13 protein-coding genes are annotated in these 23,518 nt (G+C 41.2%); all 13 read right to left on the bottom strand.

Annotation, left to right across the window (positions count from 1 at the left end; all coding sequences use genetic code 11):
* Nucleotides 1-23: 23 nt before the first annotated feature.
* Nucleotides 24-2,006: an IPT/TIG domain-containing protein gene (locus HC965_RS11420; protein WP_191031568.1), complete on the bottom strand. Its 1,983-nt coding sequence runs from the start codon at nt 2,004-2,006 to the stop codon at nt 24-26.
* 17 nt (nt 2,007-2,023) lie between these two features.
* Complete coding sequence (locus HC965_RS11415; RefSeq protein ID WP_223854839.1) at nt 2,024-3,217, bottom strand: IPT/TIG domain-containing protein; 1,194 nt, start codon at nt 3,215-3,217, stop codon at nt 2,024-2,026.
* A 30-nt stretch (nt 3,218-3,247) separates the two neighbouring features.
* Nucleotides 3,248-5,023: a RagB/SusD family nutrient uptake outer membrane protein gene (locus HC965_RS11410; protein ID WP_191031566.1), complete on the bottom strand. Its 1,776-nt coding sequence runs from the start codon at nt 5,021-5,023 to the stop codon at nt 3,248-3,250.
* A gap of 34 nt (nt 5,024-5,057) precedes the next feature.
* Nucleotides 5,058-8,303, bottom strand: coding sequence for a TonB-dependent receptor (locus HC965_RS11405; protein ID WP_191031565.1), 3,246 nt, complete (start codon nt 8,301-8,303; stop codon nt 5,058-5,060).
* A gap of 49 nt (nt 8,304-8,352) precedes the next feature.
* A complete protein-coding gene (locus HC965_RS11400; RefSeq protein ID WP_191031564.1) occupies nt 8,353-8,883 on the bottom strand; it encodes a sigma-70 family RNA polymerase sigma factor in 531 nt (176 codons plus the stop codon).
* A 246-nt stretch (nt 8,884-9,129) separates the two neighbouring features.
* Nucleotides 9,130-9,495, bottom strand: coding sequence for a hypothetical protein (locus tag HC965_RS11395; protein WP_191031563.1), 366 nt, complete (start codon nt 9,493-9,495; stop codon nt 9,130-9,132).
* 114 nt (nt 9,496-9,609) lie between these two features.
* Nucleotides 9,610-13,692 (bottom strand): ATP-binding protein, encoded by a 4,083-nt coding sequence (locus HC965_RS11390; protein ID WP_191031562.1) that lies wholly within the window; start codon nt 13,690-13,692, stop codon nt 9,610-9,612.
* Between the two features lie 43 nt (nt 13,693-13,735).
* Entirely contained in the window at nt 13,736-15,670 is a 1,935-nt protein-coding gene (locus HC965_RS11385; protein WP_191031561.1) for a carbohydrate-binding protein, read from the bottom strand.
* A gap of 240 nt (nt 15,671-15,910) precedes the next feature.
* Nucleotides 15,911-18,331: a TIM-barrel domain-containing protein gene (locus tag HC965_RS11380; protein ID WP_191031560.1), complete on the bottom strand. Its 2,421-nt coding sequence runs from the start codon at nt 18,329-18,331 to the stop codon at nt 15,911-15,913.
* A gap of 78 nt (nt 18,332-18,409) precedes the next feature.
* On the bottom strand, nt 18,410-19,822 hold the full coding sequence (locus HC965_RS11375; RefSeq protein WP_370539979.1) for a glycoside hydrolase 43 family protein: 1,413 nt from the start codon (nt 19,820-19,822) through the stop codon (nt 18,410-18,412).
* A gap of 25 nt (nt 19,823-19,847) precedes the next feature.
* Nucleotides 19,848-19,994, bottom strand: coding sequence for a hypothetical protein (locus HC965_RS26675; RefSeq protein ID WP_223854835.1), 147 nt, complete (start codon nt 19,992-19,994; stop codon nt 19,848-19,850).
* Between the two features lie 170 nt (nt 19,995-20,164).
* Nucleotides 20,165-21,433, bottom strand: a complete 1,269-nt coding sequence (locus HC965_RS11370) for an alginate lyase family protein (RefSeq protein WP_191031559.1) — start codon at nt 21,431-21,433, stop codon at nt 20,165-20,167.
* 73 nt (nt 21,434-21,506) lie between these two features.
* The gene (locus HC965_RS11365) at nt 21,507-23,513 is read right to left on the bottom strand and encodes an IPT/TIG domain-containing protein (protein WP_191031558.1); all 2,007 of its coding nucleotides are present in this window, start codon (nt 23,511-23,513) and stop codon (nt 21,507-21,509) included.
* Nucleotides 23,514-23,518 lie beyond the last annotated feature (5 nt).

The following is a 23,518-nucleotide window of genomic DNA, read 5'->3' as shown; positions in this document are numbered from 1 at the left end:
TATTCTTTTTCTAATTAAGATACTCATTCGCCAAGCCAAACAGTACTGATTGCAGATACTTTCATACCACCTTGACCACCCAACATGGTAAGGAATCCCATCGTTACTTCCGTCGTTTCGGATAATTCAAATTCAACCTCTACTTTTTCAGGAGTCGTGCCTAAAGTAACTCTCAAATTAGAAAGTAATGTTTCGCCCAGCACAATGTGATTCGGATCATCATATACCCAATGCTTACCTGCGCTTGTATTCTCTTCTCTCGCATAATCAGGGAATGTATTATTGCCTTTAGTTACCAGGAAGTGAATTGTAAAACGTCCATTATTAAAGAAAACTTCCGCTATGTCTAACACAAACTTATATTTTCCTTTAGGAAGTGTCTTGACCTGATATAGTTTACCATTTTCTTTCTTCCCTTCATCCCAACCTGACTGACACTGCAAATAGGTATTTCCATTATTCAAAATCATTCCCCGGCTTGTGTAAGGATCATTGCATGACCATCCCAAAGGAGCAGACATATTCTTATATGTAGTTCCTTCTACCGGTATGAACGGTTGTTTATAATTCTGTAGTACAAACTCTGTAACATCCATTTCTTCGGTCAGCAGTATCAACTCATCATCACTGGTGATAGGTACAGAAATTGCTTCGTACTTCAAGACTACCTTGCCACCCGTAAATCCATTCGGTATAGTTGCCTTAAACTCATTATTACTGTTGAATACAGGTTCTACCTTTATGCCACCAATAGTAACGATACCGTCAGAGGTAAGTCCCTTCCCGGTTACTGTAATTTCATCACCTGCCCGAACTAATTTATTACTCATCACATTGGCAGAAGTTACAGAAATAATATAAGGAGTTTCTTTCACCGTAAATTTGCCTGTATAGAAAGTCACATCCGACATTGATACCGTTAAATCGACTTCTCCAAACACATCATTTGCCGGAGCAGCTACTTTTACGACCAGTTCTGTCGTCGAGTTAGAGACGATAGTAGCTTCGCCACCACCAAACAGTACTTTGATATTCCCTGCTTCTTCCGGGAAGTTCTCGCCGGTGATAGTCACTTCAGCACCTATATATTCCTCTGTGCTAGAGACATTAGTGATTTTCGGAGAAGGAAGAACATTAAATACCTGAACAGCTTCTATCAATTCATAGGCAGTTTCTACCATTACGCCATTATCACCGTCCGTTGCTTCTTCCGGAATAATTATCACAATCTCTTTATCTGTAGAACTAACGACCCGGGCTTCGGCATCTCCGAAGTAGACCTTTACAGGTTTCTCTTCTGTACCCACAAATCCTTCACCTTTCAGTGTAATCGTTGCACCACGATAACCACTTGCGGTAGACATTCCGGTAAACGAAGCATGCTGCAAGACTGTGAATTCTCCGGATTCACCGCTCAAAGGAGTATTAACATGTTGTTTCGAAATAGTCAAGTCAACAGGGCCTGTAACAGCTTTCGACGGCACCTTCACTACAATCTTCGTATTCTCGCAAGAAACGACTTGTGCTGTTTCTTTTGTTCCGGTGAATACTAATTTAACGGCAGACAGAGTAGAACCCAGATTATTACCGATAATCGTAATTTCATCATCAGGAAAGCCCATTTCAGGAGAAATAGCCGTAACAGACGGTTGTCCGAGCACCTCATAAGTGAGCTCCGATACATACGTATTTCCTAACAGATTCAATATGATTTTCCCGGATGTCGCTCCTTCCGGAACTTTCACCACCAGTCGTTCTTCCGAGCAGGAAATGATCTTTGTTTCATCTTCACCAATGAAAACTTTCATCAACTCCGAAGATACCCCGAATTGTTTTCCGTTAATCGTCAATTCTTCACCGATGTAACCTGCCACCGGAGATATGCTGGACACGCTAACCGCACGCCCCTCATATTTCAGGTCTACTATTTCTTCTCCACCTTTATCACATGATGTCCATATAAACAAGGACAGCAATAAGAATAAGCTATAATATACATTTTTCATAAATCTTCTTTTTAGTCTTAGTTACCTCTATTAATCCTGATAGCCGAGAGTTTCACTGTTCCTTTATTATTCAACTGCGTTACAAATCCCATAGTCAGTTGTTTCGTCTCATCCAAATGGACAGCGATTTCTTTCGTGTGCGGATCCATAGAGCCTGTGATAGCATAAGACTCTATCACTTTCGCAACATTTTCGTCCGCAGAGTCAAATACATCTCCGTTAGCTACCAGGCTGGGGATAGTTCCATCGCCTTCGGCTATCACAAAATGTACACCGAAACGGCCTGCTTCTTTTGCTATTTGCACAAAATCCAACTCGAATACATAATCTCCTTTCGGCAAGGTAGCAACTTGGTATATCTTTGCATTTTCCTTTTTATTGCTGCCCCAACACTCCAATACGAACAGACCGTCAGGATTTTCTTCCGTAAACTGTAGAGTAGTTGCGCCATCGAAACCTCCGGATGTATGCCAACCGGTAGCTATCGCCCACGTTCCCACTGCACCACTCGGACTGAACGGAGCGACACTGTTCTGCAAGAAGATAGATGTCACATCACCTGTTGCCTGCGGATCCATCAGTCCCGTACCGGTCAATACTATGCTATTGGCATTCGCTTCGGGGCGAATGGTTACAGTGACCAACCCCGATGTATATGCCGGAGTTCTGACAACAATCTGTTCATCTACTAAAGATTCTATCGGAGCTACCGTTCCATTAAACTTCACTTCAACCAAACTCTTATCAGTACCGAAGTTTGCGCCTTTTATGGTTACCAAATCACCTTCGACGGCCATATTCGAACCATATTCCGCATTGTGTGAAAAAACTTCCTCAACCATAGGAGTAGGATATACCTTGAATGTCCCCACGGTAATGGGGTCATTGTTCCATGTCTGCAAAGTCACTTCTCCCGCTACCGCTCCTTCAGGAACTTCTACCACTACACAGTTGTTATTGCAAGACAAAATATTACTCACCGCTACTCCTCCAAAAGCAATTTTCAAAGCTTCTTTCCGGTCACCGAAGTTAGTACCTGTAAATGTGACCTTTTCTGCCGCATATCCCAGCGTAGGATACATCTCCGATATTTCTGCCGTAGGATATACATAAGTCTTAAATTTAGCATCCTGCTCGCATCCGGCAAACAATACCGGAAAAGAAATCAGAGCCAATAGGCCAAGCGTATTTTTTATTAATGAGTATTTCATATCGTTCATATATATAGATTAGTAAGTGATTTAGTAACCCGGATTCTGCTTCAGATTAGGATTCAGGTTAATCTGATGTTGCGGAATGGGATACAAGTAATGCCGTGAAGAGAGTGAGCTATCCGATTTCTTGGAAAGAAGTACGCACGACAGTTCACCGTGTCCCGTCTCTATTTTCAACTCACCGTTCACATAAGCACTGGAGTTGTAAGTAGAAAGATTGTTACCGTTGGCATCTTTGAATGTAGTGGCATAGCCTACTCCACCCAATACTCTGCCACAACGAGGCTGGTTCAGTTCTTTTTCCAATGTTCCCCAACGTTTCAAATCGTCGAAACGGAAACCTTCCATATAAAGTTCTACTGCCCGTTCACGACGGATTTCGTCCATCATCACTTCTTCATGTGATTTCGTAGAACCGGTGAGTGTAATGATCTGATCTACCAAAGCATTTGTGAGTGAAGCCACATTGGCACGTCTGCGCAGATTATTGATAGAAGCATCCAGTTGAGTATCTTCTATCTTGTTATAGCGCGTCATTACTGCTTCGGCATAGTTCAGATAGACTTCTGCCAGACGAAGTATCGAGTAATTGGCAGATTCTTCGCGTTCCTGAGCAGGTTTATAAGTGATAAATTTCATATTCCCATAACCGGAAGTTCCGTTCAAAGTCATGTTATCCGCACTTTTTCCCACATAAGCTTCCATGCGGTAATCACGGTTTTTATATTCAGCCGTCGGAGTGTGATAGCCGCCGAATTGCTCATTGTTTTCACATACCGGCAATCCGTTTTTACAGAGGAACATATCCATTAACTTTCTGCTTGGATAAACATACGCCATATTCAGATTTAGCTGAAACTTACCGGGAGCGGCATCACGGTCGAATACAGAATAAACGATAAATTCTTTGTTCGTTTCTCTGCCGTAACCACCGGGATTGCTTTCCGCATCTTCAATACAAAAGAGGTAGCGGCTACTCATGTTGTTCATTCTCGTATCGCTGTTGTAGTTCCACAGAGAATAAGCCTGATCCTTCATCACCTCTTCCGACAAGGCAATACATTCTTCGAGGTATGTGTTCACTTGGTCGGATGTCGGTCCTGTCGAACCTTCAAAATCTGCTTTTGTCCCCACATTCTTGCGCCATGTAGCTTCATATAGCAATACACGTGCCTTGAAAGCTTTCGCTCCTTGCTTGCTGATGTGTCCTTTGTCCGAAGAAGAGATATTCTGCTCGATAGGCAGTTTGTCAATAGCTTTCTGAAGATCGGAAAGTATCAGGTCTACCACTTCGTAACGGCTATTACGAGGATAGTATAGTTCAGGAGATTCCGTATCAAGAGACTTAGTCAAGATAGGTACTCCTCCGAAGTATTGTAACAGATAGAAATAATTGTAGGCACGGAAGAAATACGCTTCACCGATATATTGTGTAAGTGCCGATTGGTCACCTGCATAGGTTGCCGCTTTTTCTAACAACATATTGTCTGCCCGAATATTACCGTAAAGGCTTGTCCAACGGCTATCATCATAACCTACGTTGATGGTTCCATGACCTATATTCCACTGATTGGACGGATTCGTAATAAGGTCAGACTGGATGTCCATATGGTCAAGAATGCTTGAACGCCAACCAATCAATTGAGAATATAAACCGTTGGCATACTCACGGAAATGCTCCGGCGTTTTGAAATAAACCGCGTCTGTCTTTGAGTCCAGCGGATCTAAATTTAGGAATGAGTCCTGGCAAGCATTGAGTCCCAGCAAACAACTACATGCCAATATATATATTATTTTCTTCATACTATCTTCTTTTTATCGATTAGTTCATACATACTTATAAGGTAACATTCAATCCGAACGACCAGGTGCGGGCAAACGGATATCCACCGGTATTGGAAGCAGCTCCCATTTCAGGATCAAAACCGTCACGGATGCTACTTGCTTCCCACAAGTCGTTGCCGGAGAAGTACAAGCGTACTTTCTCTAGTTTCACTCTACGTGTCCATATCTGCGGTAATGTGTAACCGACAACTAACGTTTTCAGACGAATATAGCGACTGTTCTGAAGCATATAATCATTATTCTCATAGTTCCATTGAGCCAGCGTGGAGTTCGTTGTCAAACGAGGAAACTCTGCATTAGGGTTCTCTTTGGTCCACGTTTTACCGATATATGTCGGATTTTGGTTAGTGGTACGCATACGGAACGGATAAGCCATATAGTCTTTACGCAAAATAAACTGCTTTCCTACTCCCTGGAACATAGCACTGACGTCGATTCCTTTCCATGAACCTCCCAGATTCAATCCGAATACAAAGTGCGGAGCAGAATCACCGACATACTGCAAATCGCTGTTGGCACTTCCATCAGCAGTAATCTTATAGTCTCCATTCAAGTCGATGCGTTTCACATCGCCCGGACGCAACTGTCTGTCGCTGTTCTTTCCGACATTCAGCAAATCCCCTTTTCCACCGTACAGCGCATAGTAGCGATCTACTTCTTCCTGATCTTTAAAGAAACCATCTGTACGATAGAGGAAGAAAGCTCCCAACGGATAGCCGTTGACATTGTTTGTACCTGCGGTATACGTATCAGCTCCTTCTACATTTTTGAGTAGGCTCTTGTTATCTCCGATGTTGAAGTTGGCATAGTAAGAGAAATCTTTAACCTGATCGCGCCAGCCTACAGTAACTTCCCATCCTTTTACATTCAGACGTCCGCTGTTAGTTTTAGGAGCCGTTCCTCCCAATACTCCCGGATAAGTTACATTAGAAAGCATTCCGATATTATCCTTGATAAAGTAGTCGAAAGAGGCAGTCAGACGGTTATTCAGGAAATTCAAGTCGATACCTATATTTTTCTGTTCCACACGTTCCCATGTCGTATCAAAACTAATCAGTCCACCATTGGCAAAACCGGAAGATACTTGCTGCGATACACTGGTACCGAAAGCCGTATTACCCTGGCTAATCAACGACAGGTATGAAAAGTCGCCCAAACCACCATTATTACCGGAGTTACCATAACTTAAACGAACCTTACCGAAACTAACAACCGGAGTGATAAAATTCATAAAATCTTCAGCTGTAAAGACCCACCCCAAAGAACCGGAGAAGAAACTACGGAATTTATATCCCGGAGCAAATTTGGAATCACCATCCCGACGTCCCAGAAATTCTGCCAAATATTTCTCTGCGTAGTTGTAATTCAGTCTCATAAGATAAGAATAAGTACCGGTTTGTGTCTTTCCTCCACTGCTGTTTCTCTTTCCACCTGCCAGTTCAAGGTCGTAAACTCCCGAATCTTCCATCGTTTCACGAGCTGCCGAAAGTTTCTTCAGTGTCCATTTCTCGGCATTGATACCCAAGGTAGCCGATACATTATGTACATCGGCAAAAGTGCGATTATATTTCAACAAGCCAGAATAATATTGATAAAGCTGATTGTTGGCTTCCATCAAATAAGCCGGATTGTTTGTATCCTTTAAAGGAAATACTCCTGCCGAATTATCCAGGGTCTGCTGGGTAGCTACGATAGTACGTACCGGATTTCCGAACCAGTCATATACTTGTACCGGAATGACGTAGCGGTCGCGACGATATTCTTCATTTTGGAAAGAAGTCATACCTTCGAAACTGATTCCTTTCCATATATCAATGATTGCTTTCAAGTCCACACGGGTGGTCAGATTGGTTTTATCATCGCGTCCACCATCCGAAATAGCAGCTACCGGCTGGCGTTCTCCTCTGGTTCCGAAGATAGAATACCACTGTCCATAAGGATTCTTAGCGGGAAAGAAAGGAGGATCATAAGCATACATATTAGCGTCGATACCCGTAGAAGGATTACTTGTATCTGTTTTAATCATGCTGGCAGAAGTCTCCAGTCTGAACCAGTCAGCCAGCTTCACTCCGTAATTGAGACGCAGATTGATCTGTTTCTGTCCGTCATAAGCTACAGCCAGGTTAGCCTGGTTATCCGCGTACGCCAAAGAGATACGGTAATCTGACTTTTCTGTCGAACCCGACACACTCAAATTGTGCTGATAAGAATAACGACGGGCAAAGAGTTCTTCCAGGCGGTTGGCTTGGCCTATAAAAAGATCACCCCATCCCGCATCAACGGTGTGATAGATGCCTTCATATCCGGTCTGCATTTTCCGTAAAGTTTCTTCTCCCCAGTTCCACCAATCCTTGGTCTCCATTTCTTTATTAGCTTCTATCCACATAGTGGCATATTCCTGCATAGACGGAGAATAGGACATAATACCATTGGTTGTGAAACGCATATTGAAATTATAATCTACTGTAGCCTTACCTTTTCCCTTTTTCGTCGTTACAAGTATAACGCCATTGGCAGCTTTCGCTCCATAGATAGATGCTGCACCGTCCTTCAAGACGCTGATATTTTCTATATCATCCATATTCAGGTTTTGGAAGGAAACAGAATTCAATGCAGGCACACCGTCAATCACAATCAGCGGGCTACCTCCGTTGATGGACGTCGCACCACGAATCTGAAAGTTCAAACCTTCATTACCCGGACGAGTAGATGAGCGGGTTACGACCAAACCCGGAGTAGCTCCCTGCAAGGCTGCACCCACATTTGTGATGGCACGGCTCTGCAATGTTTTACTGCTCACAGATTCTACCGCTCCCGTTAAAGTAGCTTTCTTCTGTGTACCATAACCCACTACAACAACTTCTTCCAGTGCATTGTTATCTTCTTTCAGCCTGATTGTGAAATCTGAATGATTATTCAAATTAACAATCTGATCCACATAACCAATATAGCTGATTTTTATCTGTTTTGCATCCGCAGGCGCATTTAGTGCAAACCGACCGTCAATATCGGTAATTACTCCTGCATTGCTTCCTACAACCACTACGTTACAACCGATCAGTGGTTCACCATTCGCATCTGTAACAAGTCCTTTGATGGTGCGGCCTGTCTGGGCTACAATCAAACTCTCTTCTACAGAATCATTTGCATAGAGCAATACACCGGGCGAACCACCCAGCAGCATGGCGAAAGCCAATGCGACTCCTTTTGAACATAAGAATTTGGATTTAATTTCCATAATACTATTAAATTGTTAAAGTTAATATGTGTTTTTCCGAATCTGGTATTTAACCGACTTTGGAGAATTCATTTTGTATGTAAGTCCGTACTGTTTTGCGGGCCAGTAATAATTGGCACTCTACTGTGCGGGGAGACAAAGATAGTTTTCCTGCGATGGCAGGACAGGACAGTTCATGGTTGAAACTAAGTTCGTAAATCTGACGGCGTTTGGCGGGAAGGGTTCCCATCACTTTATCGTGCATCTTTTTCAGTTCACGAAAATGAACGGCATCTTCTGTAGTATTCCGGCTGGAGTCTTCCATCTTATTATATATATAAGCGACGAAATCTTCCTGTTTATAATAACGGCGGATTTTATCTGTTACGATATTGCGGGCAATGGTAAAGAGCAAAGACCAGACTGTATCTTTGTTCACGAATGCCCTGTGTTCCCATAAGCGGACAAAGACATCCTGTGCCAAATCTTCCGCTTCGTGCGGATGGCAAATGCGGATAGCGATATAGTTCTTGATATACTCCTTATATTTGAGGTAGCATTCAGAGAAGAATTCGTCAAATGTAGTTTGCTGTTTATTCATGGCATTAAATTTATCCGTTTAACGATGATACAAAAGTAGGAAGTAGTTTCGAATACGAATAACACAAAAGTAACAGATAACAAAACTGTCGTAACAAGCATGTTCTTTTTGCAAAAAGCCCCTTTTCATCGACATAAATTCAGCCATTACGGCCATTAAAAAAGGGAAGTCGTTACGATTGACGACTTCCCTGTTCTTAAATTTGCATGGATGAGAACTCTCATCCGGAAGGATTTATTATTTGCTTTACTGAGCTGCTTGAAAATCCGGTATACGTTTTACATTCGCACCTTTCATTACACCTCTTTTGATAGCTTCATTCGTATCGGTGATTTCTTTCTTCACATGTTTATAGTATTCTTTAGACAATCCTTTCTCTGTCGCATCCGATTCTGTTGCTGCCCAAAAATACTGATAATCCGTCAACATCAAATCCGGTGCCACTACTTTAAAGAAAATGCTATCACCCGCAAACTTTTCACGCAAGTCGCCCAAATAGATTGTATCTGCCGGATTTACGTTCTCACTATTTGCATTATTTTTTGAACTGCTACCTCCGCAAGAGGATAACATTAAACCTCCTACCAACGAAATTAAAACTAATACTTTCATATCAATATATATTATAAAATAAAACTTTTTAGCCCCCAATATGAACAAGATTTTATAATTATCTCACTAATTCAGCGCAAATGTAATAATTAAACTATAAACACAAGCACAATGTCATTCTTTTCTTCCTGATTCCTCCGCATATTGCTTGGGTAACATCCCGAACATTTCTCTAAAGCACTTCGCGAAATAGCTGGGAGAACTGAATCCTACCCGGTTCGCTATTTCAACAATCGGCAATTGGCTTCCTTGCAATAATTGTGCCGCCCGTTTCAAACGGATGCTGCGGATAAAGTCAGTCGGCGTGTGTCCGGTGATGGATTGCAACTTGCGGTAAAGGCTCATACGCACCATGCCTAGGTCGCCACTCAACTCTTCTACACCATATTCCGGGTTGTCCATGTTCTTCTCTATGTATTCCAGGCACTTTTGTATGAGTTGTTCATCCACTGAAGTGATGGTGATGGCGCTCGGATTTACTTCTATGTTCTTACGGAATTCCTGTTTTCTCTTCTCCTGTTGTTCTATCAGTTTTTCAATACGCACCATAAGCATATCAAAGTTGAAGGGTTTCGACATATAAGAGTCTGCTCCTACTTCATAGCTGTTAATCTTAATATCATCGGCGGTGCGGGCTGTCAATAATATGACAGGTATATGGGAAGTCTGCACATTCGTCTTGATTCGGCGACAGAGTTCGATGCCGTCTACTTTCGGCATCATTATGTCGCTGATAATCAGGTTCGGATTTTCCTCTATCGCTTTCCGCTCTCCTTCCTCGCCGTCCGCCGCTTCAATAATCTGATAGAAATCTTCCAACTGTTCTTTCAGGAAAGTGCGGAATTCCTGATTATCTTCTACCAACAGCAGTTTCTTCAGATTATCATCGACTGTGGATTCAGTAGTTTCCTTCTCTTTTGTATCCGGTTCCGGTGTTTCCGTTCCGATGATTTCTTCCGGTAGTTCGTCCGGTTCCGGTTTCAAATCCATCGGTAGCCAAATGGTAAATACCGATCCGCGATCTATCTGGCTGTCTACTTTAATGCGACCGCCATGTATATTTACGTATTCCCTCACTAAATGGAGTCCGATGCCACTGCCTATTTTTTCGTCTCCTTCATTTCCTACCTGATAGAAACGGTCAAAGATATACGGAAGATCTGATTCGGATATTCCGATGCCGGTGTCGGATACGGATATTCTTACGTAGTTTCTTCCTTCGATCTCTTCCGCTGCAAGCAGTAAGTTTACTGTACCTCCTTCCGGGGTATATTTAAAGGCGTTGGACAGAAGGTTATTCACAATCTTATGCACCTTGTCACGGTCAAAGAACATATAGAGTGCCCTGTGTTCCGACTGGTTCACGAAATTAAGATGTTTCTCTACTGCCATCGGCATGAAGTTGGTGTAGGCAGAAACGATAAATTCTTCCATATCGCCGTTCATCAGGTGTAACCTCTCTCCTTTCATTTCCAGTTTGCGGAAATCGAGTAGTTGATTCACCAGTGACAATAGGTTTTGAGCGTTCTTATAGATGGTATTCAGTTGTTTTTTCATCGCATCGTCTGTCAATCGACGTATCATCATATCCAATGGAGTGATAATCAACGTCAACGGAGTACGGAGTTCATGGCTTATATTCGTGAAGAAACGGAATTTCATCTGATCCAGCTCTTCTTTCTGTTTCAGCGCTTCTTCTTCCTGCATACGAATCATCTTTTGCCGGTTGCGACGGTTGATGGTATAGATTAGCCCGAAGATTAAGAAAAGACCGATTATCGCATAGAGGATGCGGGCGGTCAATGTATCCCAGAACGGGGGATGAATCATTATTTTGAATGCAGATTCCGGTCCCCATATCCGGTCATTTCCGGCAGCAGATACACGGAAGATGTATTCGCCCGAAGGGAGATTATTATAGACAACGCGTCCTTGCCCGTTCTCGAAAAGGGTTTCTGTCCATTCCTTATCAAATCCTTCGAGTTGGTAACGGAAAGAAGTTTGAGAGGGATTGGGGAAGTTTAGACCGGAGAATTCGAGCGTTATATAATTTTCATCATATTTTAATTGTACTTCGTCCGAATAGCTCAATGCTTTGTCAAATAAGACACGGCCGTTATATGTTTCGCCCGAAACAACCGGAACATTAAACAGACGGAATGAGGTGAACAAGGGGCGGTTAAGACATTGATTATCTATCATATTCTCCGGTGAGAAAGCGATAAAGCCGTTCATCAGTCCTAAGAAAAGCTGATTGTCCCGAGTCATTAACGAAGGAAAACTATATAAATCATCCTGACGGATTTCATCTTCCGACAGGCAACTTATCACATGGAAACTGTATTTATCAGCTCTCCTGTCTACTTTTATCTTATAAATAGAAGTGACTGTCGAGATCCAGATATCATGGTTTTTATCTTCCACTACATTCAGAATGGCTTTGGACAGTCCTTCTTCTTTGCCTAATGTGTAACTTTGACCATTGTGAGTCAAGACATTCAAACCATATTGAGTGGCAAACCATAAAGTACCTTCATGGTCTTTCAAGATTTGGTTGTATTTGATACTTCCCTGGTTGAAAATTGAATTGGCCTGACCATCCTGTTCGGGAATCCATATTTTATTCTTTGCAGGGTCGTAAATGTAAAGTCCGTTATCACTTCCTACGACTAACCGGGATTGGTTATCTATGGCCAATGCATTGGCTACCTTGTATTTCTTTAATTCGGGAAACTGTTCGGACAATAAGTTTATTTGTCCGTTTTCGGGATTAAACAGTCCTACACCGCCATATATACTCACCCATAACCGCCCGGAAGGGTCTTCGACCATGACACGGATATTACTGAAGTCCAGTTCATTCTGATAATCCGTATCGGGATAATCATACGAACGTACTTTTCCATGATCTATGCAGTATAGTCCATCGTGGTATGTCCCTACCCAAATTCGCTTCTTGCTATCTTCATAGAGTACACGGCAATTCTTCTGACTAAATTCATTATAGAATCTATTCATGCTCTTAGTCTCGGGGGCATAACGATAGACACCCTGCGTAGTACCCATCAGGATTTCTCCTTTGGACGTTTCGAGCATACAGCGGATTTCGTCTCCTTTCCAGTCGCCATGAATCATCTTTTTATTGTATAGCACTATTTTATTCATGCTAGGATGATAATAGCACATTCCCTGATTGTAGAGTCCTATCCAAACAGAATTATTTTCCCGGTCGCAATAGATGCTCTGAATACCGTTGCGTACTGTGTTACCTGATAATAAGGGAATGTCCAGCGTCCGGGTTACAGAGAAATTATGCATATCAATGACATAGAATCCGTCTATAACAGTTCCTACCCATGCATTTCCACCCTTGTCGACGTCCATAGAAGTAAGCCATGAATAGTGTCCGAGTTGGATACCAGAGATTTGGTTCCATTTTTTATTGTAGACATCATAGTAACCTACTCCACGATCCCACATCAGCCAAAAGTCACCATTATCGAGTATCTTCAGAATCACACGGTCATCCGGTTTCAATTGGTCTTTCAGGAAATCAAGTTGCTGCACAAAGCGTTTCTTTTCCAAATCATAGCAACGGATAGCCCCTTTCTGATGAACCATCCAACTGTATTTTCCATGACTTTCCACTCCGAGCAATCCTCCATAATATTCCATAAACTCATCATTCCTGCAAACCTGCTCTATTGATTTTGTTTCTGCATCGTACATATAGACAGAGGAGCCCGGTGTAAGAAACCAATAGTGTTTTTCGGAATCAATTATCATATCTTCTACTTTATCCCTTAAGCCGAATTGTTGGAATAGGGAATCTACATTATAGATATATTGTTCAGTAGCCAAGTCGAAGACACGCAGGCTCTTGCGTTCTTTCATCCACAAACGTTTATCGGCGTCGATATATTGTTCGGGAATAATATGGTTATATGCTATCGAGTATTCACCATGAATATTGAAAGGGAAATTTGAATAGTTCGCACCATCATACAGACTTAGCAGCACAGTACTTCGCACACCGATACGTCCGTCGGGAATGGGGAAAACGCTTTTTACATAGTTATCCGGTAATCCTTCGACAACTCCAATCTGACGGAATACATAAGGGGATTCCTGCGAGCTAATATAACCCGGATACAATAATCCTCCTAATATGATTAACAAACATATTCGAATTTTCATGGCCATCTTTTTTTGTAGTACTATTATTAGTACGAACGAAAAATCAAATCCCCTTATCCTGTTTTACTATTATTTTCTGAATTTCAAGTTTTTCTCCGGCTTTCTCTATCTGCAAGCGAAGTACACAGGCTCCTGCGGAAAGAGTGAATTTTCCTGTTTCTCTTTCCGTCCATTGTCCGGAGCGAGGTAATTGCATTGTTTCTGTTTTCACTCCCGAATCAGAAGCTACGGACAATAGAGAATTTCCCTTCGATTGATAGACGATATAAACAGTATAGATTCCATCTGCAGGAACACTTACGGTATAATTCATCCATTCTCCATCTTCTATCTGAGTAATGACATAACCCTCTCCTTCTTTTCGTAGCTCTATCGCTCCGTCAGGCCTGTATTCGTTTCCACGTTTCTTTCCTACGTTGTGATAGGTATGTCCTTCGGGGTCTTCCGCAAGACAGTAATAGTCGTAATCGGCAGCGATAATCTCACAAGGCAGTGAATGTATTCCTGAGACACGCTTTCCTGTAGAAAAGGAAACGGGATCGCCTGCCATCCAGGGAGTCAACCGTTTGGTTAATGTTCCCCATCCCGTCCATTCATAAAACCAGTTGGGGGCTATCCCCCAATTTTCACAACCGTGATGCTCTATCATATAGTCACGGTAACGTTTCAGCCAGGTATAATCGTTTGTCGGCAATCCGGCACGTACTGCATAATGCGCCAATGCCATTTCACGGGTTCCGCCACTACCTGCTACGTCTCCACGTCCGTGAGGAGATACGGCTATTGATTCCCAACGTCCGCTACGGCTTTTTATCTGAAGAAACTTTCCGTTTTCAAAGCTAACCTTATTCGGATTCTTGCTATAACCTGTCGGTTCCCAAGGTTCTTTCTGTTCTTCATATGCCTGGACTTTTGAGAGGTTATAACGATAGTTCCATTCTAAGCCTGAAAGTATCCGGTTATTGAGACAGCTATACAAAGAGTCTCCCTGATTCCAGGCCATTTCTGCGATAGCTACGTAATTGTGAATTCCTGCCAGTACATGCCCCTGGTCACGACTGGATTCTTGGCATTGTCCGTTCGGATAGATATAATACTGTAGTTGTTCATCGTATCCATAATCTGAAATTTTGTTTTCTCTTCCTTCCAATTTATAATCAAGAATAGTCGGTGATTTCTTAATCGGTTCTTTGCTGGTGACCGAGGGACCTGAAGGGTAAGGTAAATCATCCGGGCGATGTTCCATTCCCAATAAATAACGATAAGCACGGTCATACATTACTTCGTTATCTAAATAAATGCCCATTGCCATCATTCCACGAGCAGCGAAAAGTCCTTGATTACCAAACCTTGCGGCATCAAAATTATAAATATTCCAATAGAATGTAACTCCATTCTTTGAATCATCCCAATAATTTGCGTATTTGGAAGAGATGTATTCTGTATTGCTATATCCGGGATAGACTAACATATTCTTAAAACGCTGCTGGTCTTCTGTTTTCCAACCGGAATAATCACGCATTAATTCGGCGGCATCAATTAAAAGATATATTTTTCCATTATCTAACGGTCCTGTTCCACGACTACTTGTGTTGGTATAATAAGAATTAGCATTGAGATACTCGACCGCTTTACGGGCATAAGCCTCATCACCCGTCAGGTGCCAAAACAAAGCTAAGTCATGCGCCCGCCTGCCATCTACTCCAATAGTAGCGTTAAAACGTCCTTCTCTTATTTGTTCTCCCCGATTTATAACTTCTGTATTGAGTGAAGAATAAGAAGATTCTTTTAATTTCAGGAAAGTAGAATAATAAAGTTCCTGTTTCGCTTCGACCATAGCTTTCATCCGGTCTAAATCACCTTGAGTATAGGTGATGCCGGGGTGTACAAAGTTATGGCGTTGCGCCTGTATTGTAACTATACAAACTGATAAAAGCTCTATCCATACAATAATAAAGGCAATTTTCCTGTGTATCATATTTATTAATTCATAGCATTATCTACGCAAATATACTATTTTAGCACGATTACACAAAAATAAGATACCTATCTCATAATACATGAAACAGGCATCTTTATTCTCTATCTGGTATTTCCTTTATCGCAATTGTTCTTGTCTCAAAAGATTGCCCGAACCTTCAATGTAGGCAAATAAATAGCCATCATGGTCGGAAGTTTCTTTGTTTTTTGAGAGTAAGATTGGGGTAATGAATATTATTTAGAACTTAAAGGTTTTAGCTTTTCCGTTATACGAAACACTTTTCCCTGTATTCGCATGAAATGTATCTCCTATCCCATTCTTAGTATCTACAATTACAACATTAAATTTACGATTGTTCAACATTCCGGGATATTTGCCTTCTCTGTCCGAAATAGTCAAAGTTCGGTCTGAATCATTCCAGTTGAATTTAATCGTAGAATATATCCCTTTTTCGTAGTTATAGTTATCATTCTCATCTTCGTATAAAACAAATTCCCCATTAGCGCCAGGATAGATACGAACCTCCAGGTTATCCCATTTCTTTTCGGTGGAATATTGTACTTTCGGGCCGAAAGGTATAATAGAACCTGCCCGAACATATAAAGGAATGATATCGATAGGTACATCCTTTGTTATAGTTTGACCGCCGTTAAATGTTTCGCCAGTCCAGAAATCAAACCATGTTGTGCCTTGGGGCAAATACACCTTTTGTGTTCCTGTTTTGTTGAAGTTTTCATAAGGCTCTGCCCATTTATTATTGTTGGAAAAAACATACATCGGTTCTGTTACAGGTATAACCAGGAATGCCTTGCCGAACATGTACTGGGTGCTGATATCATGCACGTTTTTGTCTTCATTGAAGTCCATAAACAAAGCACGAAGGAATGAACCTGCGTTGCTGGTCACTTGCCATCCTGTTGAATATAGATAAGGAAGTAAAGCGTAGCGAAGGTGTATGTATTTCTCTTCGGTATCGTATACCCAATCGCCTTTTTTACCTAAATTATAAATCTCTTTTTTCACTCCACTCCCGTGTGAGCGTTGCATGGGCAGGAATGTCCCGTATTGGAACCAACGAGTATATAGTTCATGATAAGCTTTATTTGTAGCTTCCCCCGTATATTCTCCATTAAAGAAACCTCCTATGTCTGTATTCCAGTAAGGAATGCCTGAAAGTGAAAAATTCAGTCCTGTGGGAATCTGCTTCTTAAAAACATTCCATGTGGCAACCACATCACCCGACCATGTATTGGCGGCATAGCGTTGCTGTCCGGCAAAAGCACACCGAGTTAAGAGATATACACGTTTATCCGAAGTCGTCGCACGTTGGTGCTCATATATACCTTTGTTTGTCATTAACGGGAAAGCATTCACTACGCTGCGGTATGTTCCCAGTGCGGTTGGTATATCGAAATCGCTTTCTTTTACGTCAAGATGATCTGGTTCGGTTGAGTCTGTCCACCAGGCATCAATTCCTTTCGAGAATAGCCCTCTGTTCAGGTGTTTCCAATAGATATCACGTGCTTTTTCGTTGTACGCATCATAGGGCTTTACGCCTGAAGGTTTGGTCATATCCGGCGGCCAGCTATCTACACTGGAAGCTGGCCATGTTGTAAAGTTGAATAAAGCCTTTATTTTTTCCAGTTCCTTATATTGTTTCGTATTTGGTCCGAATGAAGCCCAGATTGAGATCATGATTTTCGCATTTTTACCCTTTATATGCTCGATCATCTTTTGCGGTTCAGGAAATTCAGGATTATCAAAGTTCATGGAGTTCCAATTTGTATTTGGCCCCCAATATTGCCAATCTTGAATAATGCCATCGAGGGGTATTCCTAACTGCCTGTATTTGTCCACAACTTCCATTATCTCCCTTTGCGACTTATATCGTTCTCTCGATTGCCAGAAACCGAATGTCCAAAGCGGATACATAGGCGATTGCCCTATCAAATCGCGTATTTCGGCGATTACACCATCGGCGTTTTCTCCATACATAAAATAGTAGTCCATGCACTCTCCTACTTCTGAATCGAATGACATTTCCTGTGGATTATCAGTATACGTAGTAGGTGAATAATTGTCCCAAAATACTCCATAACCTTTTGTTGACTGAATAATGGGAACACTTGCGAATAACGCACGCTGGCGCATAAAGTGTTTATGATTGCGTTGGTTCAAACGTTCTACCTGTTGTTGCCCTAAACCATAGATGGCTTCGTCTTTATCTAAAAGAAAGGCCTGACGAACACTGAATGTTTTATTGCCGGCATCATCGAACGGGATAAACTGTGTGCCGTAATCTTTCTCGGTGAACAGATTTTTTCCTGCTAAATCGGAAAATGATACTTTTCCTGTTTTTGCATTATAATTAACCTGTAAGGCAGAACTTTTCAGGGTAACAATATCGCCCTGTTGTTTCATTGACACATCTGTGTTTTCAGGGGTTTTAATTACAGATAAGCTCTCTTTCAGGAAGCTGCTGCCTTCTGGGGTTTTATATACACGAACGGTGCGGGGTGAGCAAAAACTTATCTGTATATCCATACTTTGGGTAGTACTTTTTATCCCATTTGGTATTTGCTGTACATTCTGAGAATTTACATGGACAATAAAAAAAGTTATTGCCAGAAAGGATAATAAAAGAGATTTCGTTTTCATGTTATTTTATGGTTTTATTGAAAGTTTCTATCTTGTTTATTCAAAAGTATACTTAAACCTAAATCACACTAAATGATTTTATCGGTAATGAAAATAATCAATGTCCACAAACCCTGTTTCCTGTTGCTCATTAAAACAATAAATACCAAGACGATCCCCCCGATAATATCCCCAAGTCAGCTGGTAAGACCCACCGAAAGAAGTAAAATTATCACCATCAGTACTAAAATAGAATTGAGAACTACCATTTAATCCCCATCGTGATTTTAACCAAATAAAAGAGGTCAAAAGCGCAGGACCACGTACTATAGTATCGTTTTTTCTATATTCCAAATAGCAAGTGCCTTTATCTTTCACTATGCCAAGCGCCGCATGCTGAGCTGAAAAATGGCACAATCCGCTTTTTTGTCCGTCGGTCATCGCAGTCACATCCATTTTAATCACAACTTCATTGTTTGATTTTCTAAAACAGCGTTGTGTCAACGTATTGCCAGCATACATCAGCCTATCAGACTGTAATGGGTGAAAAGCCTTCAGCCTCAACCAACCAGGGCGTTCGATTAGTGAAAACATTTCAACTCTCGGCTGATAATTCCATTGCCACTGAAAGTCCAGGTGGCAATTGTCAAAATCATCACTACGCTGAAGTTTGAAAGTACTCCCGTCCGTAGAAGGTAATCTACCACCCCACACCATATTTCCGATTCCTTGCGGAAGTACTTTACCTATGATAGGCCAATCATCTATCCATGTGATGGGTAGTAAACTTACCACCCTGCCACTCCAATCACCTGTGCCATGATGGGTAAGAAAATACCATTGGCTATCTTTTCCCTGAACAATGCCGCCTTGATTGGGCTCCATCGCTTCGCAAGAAGGCAATGCCAGTTGCTTCTCTTCGGTATAAGGTCCCATCATATTCTTGGAACGTTTAGCAAGAACATAACGACCTATCCCTGGTTTATACTCGCTGAATACAAGATAATACCAAGCCCCTACTTTGATTAGTTTACTAGCTTCCCTGCCACTGCCGGAATTGACAAGTACAGCTGATTTACGGTCAATCCGTTTCCCATCCACCGACATATTAAACAAATATGTCTTGTAACCATCAGCAAAGTGTGTTCCTATAAAACAAGCCTTTCCATCACTATCCCACATCACCGAACAGTCATCCCATCCGGCTTCTTGCAGTAATGGTGTCAATGGTTCCCACGGACCTTCCACTTGTGAAGCGGAAGTCATGAAAAAGCCTTCGTCCGGTGTACCGAAAAACAAATAAAAACGTCCATCATGGAATCTAAGTGTACCTGCCCATACTCCTCTACCATACCGATTCATGTGTGTCCAGTTTAGGGCAGGACTTATTTGTGTCAAATCCGTTATCGCATGCCCACACAATTCCCAGTTTACGAGATCCTTGGAATGCAAAATTGTCATGCCGGGAGAAAATTGAAATGTTGAAGATATGGCATAATAATCATCACCCACACGAATGCAATCAATATCACTATAATCAGATGGTATGATAGGGTTCTGATAGGTACCGTCCGCCCATATCTCCAAATTCTTTCCAATCTCCCCATTCTTTATTTAGTTCTTGCGCGACAGCCGGAAAGGTTTCCATAAAAGCAAGAAAGAGACACCATAAAAGACTTCTCATAATCATTTAATTATTTATAAAAGCCAGATAAGTCACTATCATTGTCTTTCTCAACAACTTTTGACTTATAGCCCATATAGGTATATTTAAAACGAACTATATTTTAACATGAAGATGCTTATCTCATAATGCATGAAACAAGCATCTCTATTCTCTATTCTTTATAGTGACTAAAACGAAACACCAAACATCAATGCCGAATAGCCAATTAAGTCATTATCATTATCTTTTTCGGCAGCTTTTGACTTATAGCCCATATAGGTATATTTAGTTTGCGCTTCAGTTGCATGTTTTATTTTTGTATAATGGTAATAGGGCATATCCCACATATGCCTATTATTTCCCCTTGCATCAGAACTGACTTCTTCCAGCCAATAACCATCCGTCCAGTTCTGTTTATAATAATAACGTTCAAATGGTACATCCAATCGAGCTACATTATAGCAGGAAGTATATTCACATGCTTTCAAGAATTGATTATCATTATATCCGTAAATATCATCTCCTTGCGTCCATGCCAACTGACTTATTTGTCCTAACAATCCAATAACCAACGTAGCATGTCCTTGATCACGTCCACTTTCCTGCAATTGGGCAAAATTAGCATATTCGCCTGTAAAAACATGATTAATAGCTCGTGTCAAACGACCATTCCCTATTCCATTAAGCAAATAACGAATTGCTTCATTATAGATATCACGACGATCGGCTAAAATACCCGCTGCCATCATAGAACATAGATTACATAAATCCCAGTTAGCCCAATAATGTAACGGTTCGCTACCCATATGAACCTTTAAATAATTACTATTCGCATCGGCAAATACTTTCACTACCCATTCCTGATATTTCTTGAAATCAGCTTCCGCCCATCCTTCATATCCGCGCAATACCTCTCCGGCCATAGAGAACTGTGCACCAGTCAATCCGGCAGCCAATGCATAGTTAGGATCACCTGAGACTCTTTCGCACACTCTTGCCCAAGCATTCAGAATTTCAACAGCTTTATCCGCATATGGTTTGGCTTCTTCTTTTTTATCTTCCGAAGTCAATCTCCACCGCAAAGCCATATTATAAGCGGCAGTCACTTGATAATTCGCATTCTGGAAGTTTGTAGGTTCAGGTTCCTCCGGCTTATTACCATCACGAATAATCTTTACCGTAGGATTGGGCTTTATATTCAAATCACATTGAGAATTCAAATTATCCCACATAGTAATAAACGGAGCCTGACCGGACGCTATATTTTCCCGCCCTCTTTGATAATCCGCTTCCATAAACAAACCGGGATGACGCATAGGTTCAGATACATCTTTTATTGGTATGGATGTATCCCATTCTACATTAAAATATTCTCTTTCAATCGGATCAATATCGTCACCACAAGATGAGAACAAGGGTAAAAGAGAGATTGATAATAAATAATATATCTTTTTCATATTCTTCATTCTTTATTAGTAAAACAAATTATCAAGTAATGCAGTGTTTCAAGCTGCATTACTTAAATAAATCTTATTGCATAGTTATCTTTATCGATGATATTTTACCACAGGCATTATTATCAAAACTAGCGGCAAAGCCAAAGACTACAGTACCACCTTGGTCTAATTTAACATTAAAGTTCTGCACATTTCTTACAGTCTTTTTATTTTCAAACTTTACAAAGCCTTTTACTGTATTTTCATTGATAGCCTCATCTGTTGCACTAGGAATGGCATTTTCGTTCATACCTGCATTTACAATACAATACATTCTTCTGGCTGAAGTTTCAAGGAAAGATTCTTCTATCACCAGCTCCACATTGTAATCACCGGCTGGAAGAGAAGCCGTTTGCCACATTTTAGCATCCGTCATTGCATTATGATCATTCCATCCAGCCTGCATAGCCAATACCCCGCCACTATATTGATTATTAGGATTTATATAGAATCCACTAGGACTGGGATACGTTGGTATTTTGTAATTTTGAGACGCTGAATTTACCTCCCAATACTTAGGCTTATCCCAACCATTCGTTATTCCCTTTTCCGATTCAAACGGTTGTTTATAATTTCTTAAAATATATTCTGTTACTTCATCACCGGCTTTCACTTGTTGCAACTCTGCTCCGACAAACGGCTCGTCAAAAGATGTATATTTGAGTTTCACTATCCCAGCACTAAAACCTTCAGGAATTGTTGCTATAACCTCTGTAGCGTTCACGGAAACAGGGGTTACTTCAGTATCATTAAATAATACCTTTACTACATCTTTATCAGTGCCAAATCCTGTTCCTGTCAATATCACATTATCACCTTTCATAAATGGAACCTTAGCAGATTTATTATTCTGGCTCAAAACATTCGTTGATTTTACAGTTTTAACAACCGGCGCTTCAAGAATCGTTATTTCTTCGTAATTTCCCATATTGACAGACAATCCCAATATTTGCAGAGATATGGTAACTTTCCCTATAAGTCCATCAGTCGGCAATTTCACTACAATTTCTGTATTGGTACAAGAGATTATCTCTGCGGATTCTTTCATATTACCAAAGAACACTTTAATATCCTCTTTTGAAGTTACGAAATACTGTCCGGTAATGGTTATCTGACGTCCGGCATATGTGCTAGTCGGAATATTAGTAACAACAGGATCGGGAAGAACGGTAAAATCCAGTGCCGTTTCAACTCTTTCATATTGTGTTGCGACAGAAACTTGTGTTTCTTCTATTGTTATGCCAAATGGAACTTTTGCTACAATCTCTTCGTTAGTGCATGAAAGAATCTCTGCCGACTCTGTTGCATCTCCGAAGAATACTTTCACATTCTCTTTAGAACTTCCGAAATTAGTACCCTTGAGAGTTACTTCACAACCGCGGGAGGCACTCGCCGGAAAAATAGAGGCTAACGTAGCTCTCTCAACGACCTTAAAGCCTTCAAATCCTGCAGGATCAACATTTACCGTCTGCTTAGAAATCGTTAAAGAAATACTTCCTGATGTTGCATCTTCCGGTACTTTCACTACAATCTTCTGATTTTCACATAAAATGACCTGTGCTGCAATCTCCGAATTACCAAACAACAGTTTGACTGCGTCCTTTATTGTTCCGAAGTTATCTCCTTCAATTGTTATTTCATCACCTACAAAACCGTAAGCAGGGGATACTTTCGTCACACTCGGTTGCCCAAGCACGGTATATACCAGTTCAGTATTCACGGCTTCTCCCATAATTTCGACAGAAACTCTTCCGGTAGTTGCACCGTCAGGCACTTTCACCCGAATTTCTTCGTCTTCACACGAAAGGATATAAAACTGGCTGGTACCAACAAAGACCTTTACTAATTCCGGAGAAATGCCAAAGTCCTTCCCCATAATGGTCAATTCTTCCCCTATATAGCCGCACACAGGAGAGATACTTGTCACGGTTATCGCCGGATCTTCTTGTTTCAGATTCACGATTTCATCTCCATCGTCACCACAAGCAACTAGTAACAACGAAAACAAGAAAGGTAGTATAATATTATATAAATTCTTCATGATTT

This window comes from Bacteroides sp. GM023 (assembly GCF_014750685.1).
In the GTDB taxonomy this organism is placed as follows: domain Bacteria; phylum Bacteroidota; class Bacteroidia; order Bacteroidales; family Bacteroidaceae; genus Bacteroides.
The sequence above is the reverse complement of the archived record's forward strand: the minus strand, read 5'-3'. Positions and strand labels throughout refer to the sequence as shown.

Excerpts from the sequence above, each read along its gene's own strand:
- HC965_RS11380 (WP_191031560.1), bottom strand. The coding sequence starts at position 18,331 with ATGAAAACGAAATCTCTTTTATTATCCTTTCTGGCAATAACTTTTTTT.
- HC965_RS11400 (WP_191031564.1), bottom strand. The coding sequence starts at position 8,883 with ATGAATAAACAGCAAACTACATTTGACGAATTCTTCTCTGAATGCTAC.
- HC965_RS11365 (WP_191031558.1), bottom strand. The coding sequence starts at position 23,513 with ATGAAGAATTTATATAATATTATACTACCTTTCTTGTTTTCGTTGTTA.
- HC965_RS11390 (WP_191031562.1), bottom strand. The coding sequence starts at position 13,692 with ATGAAAATTCGAATATGTTTGTTAATCATATTAGGAGGATTATTGTAT.
- HC965_RS11415 (WP_223854839.1), bottom strand. The coding sequence starts at position 3,217 with ATGAAATACTCATTAATAAAAAATACGCTTGGCCTATTGGCTCTGATT.
- HC965_RS11395 (WP_191031563.1), bottom strand. The coding sequence starts at position 9,495 with ATGAAAGTATTAGTTTTAATTTCGTTGGTAGGAGGTTTAATGTTATCC.
- HC965_RS11410 (WP_191031566.1), bottom strand. The coding sequence starts at position 5,023 with ATGAAGAAAATAATATATATATTGGCATGTAGTTGTTTGCTGGGACTC.
- HC965_RS11370 (WP_191031559.1), bottom strand. The coding sequence starts at position 21,433 with ATGAAAAAGATATATTATTTATTATCAATCTCTCTTTTACCCTTGTTC.
- HC965_RS11405 (WP_191031565.1), bottom strand. The coding sequence starts at position 8,303 with ATGGAAATTAAATCCAAATTCTTATGTTCAAAAGGAGTCGCATTGGCT.
- HC965_RS26675 (WP_223854835.1), bottom strand. The coding sequence starts at position 19,994 with ATGAGAAGTCTTTTATGGTGTCTCTTTCTTGCTTTTATGGAAACCTTT.
- HC965_RS11420 (WP_191031568.1), bottom strand. The coding sequence starts at position 2,006 with ATGAAAAATGTATATTATAGCTTATTCTTATTGCTGTCCTTGTTTATA.
- HC965_RS11385 (WP_191031561.1), bottom strand. The coding sequence starts at position 15,670 with ATGATACACAGGAAAATTGCCTTTATTATTGTATGGATAGAGCTTTTA.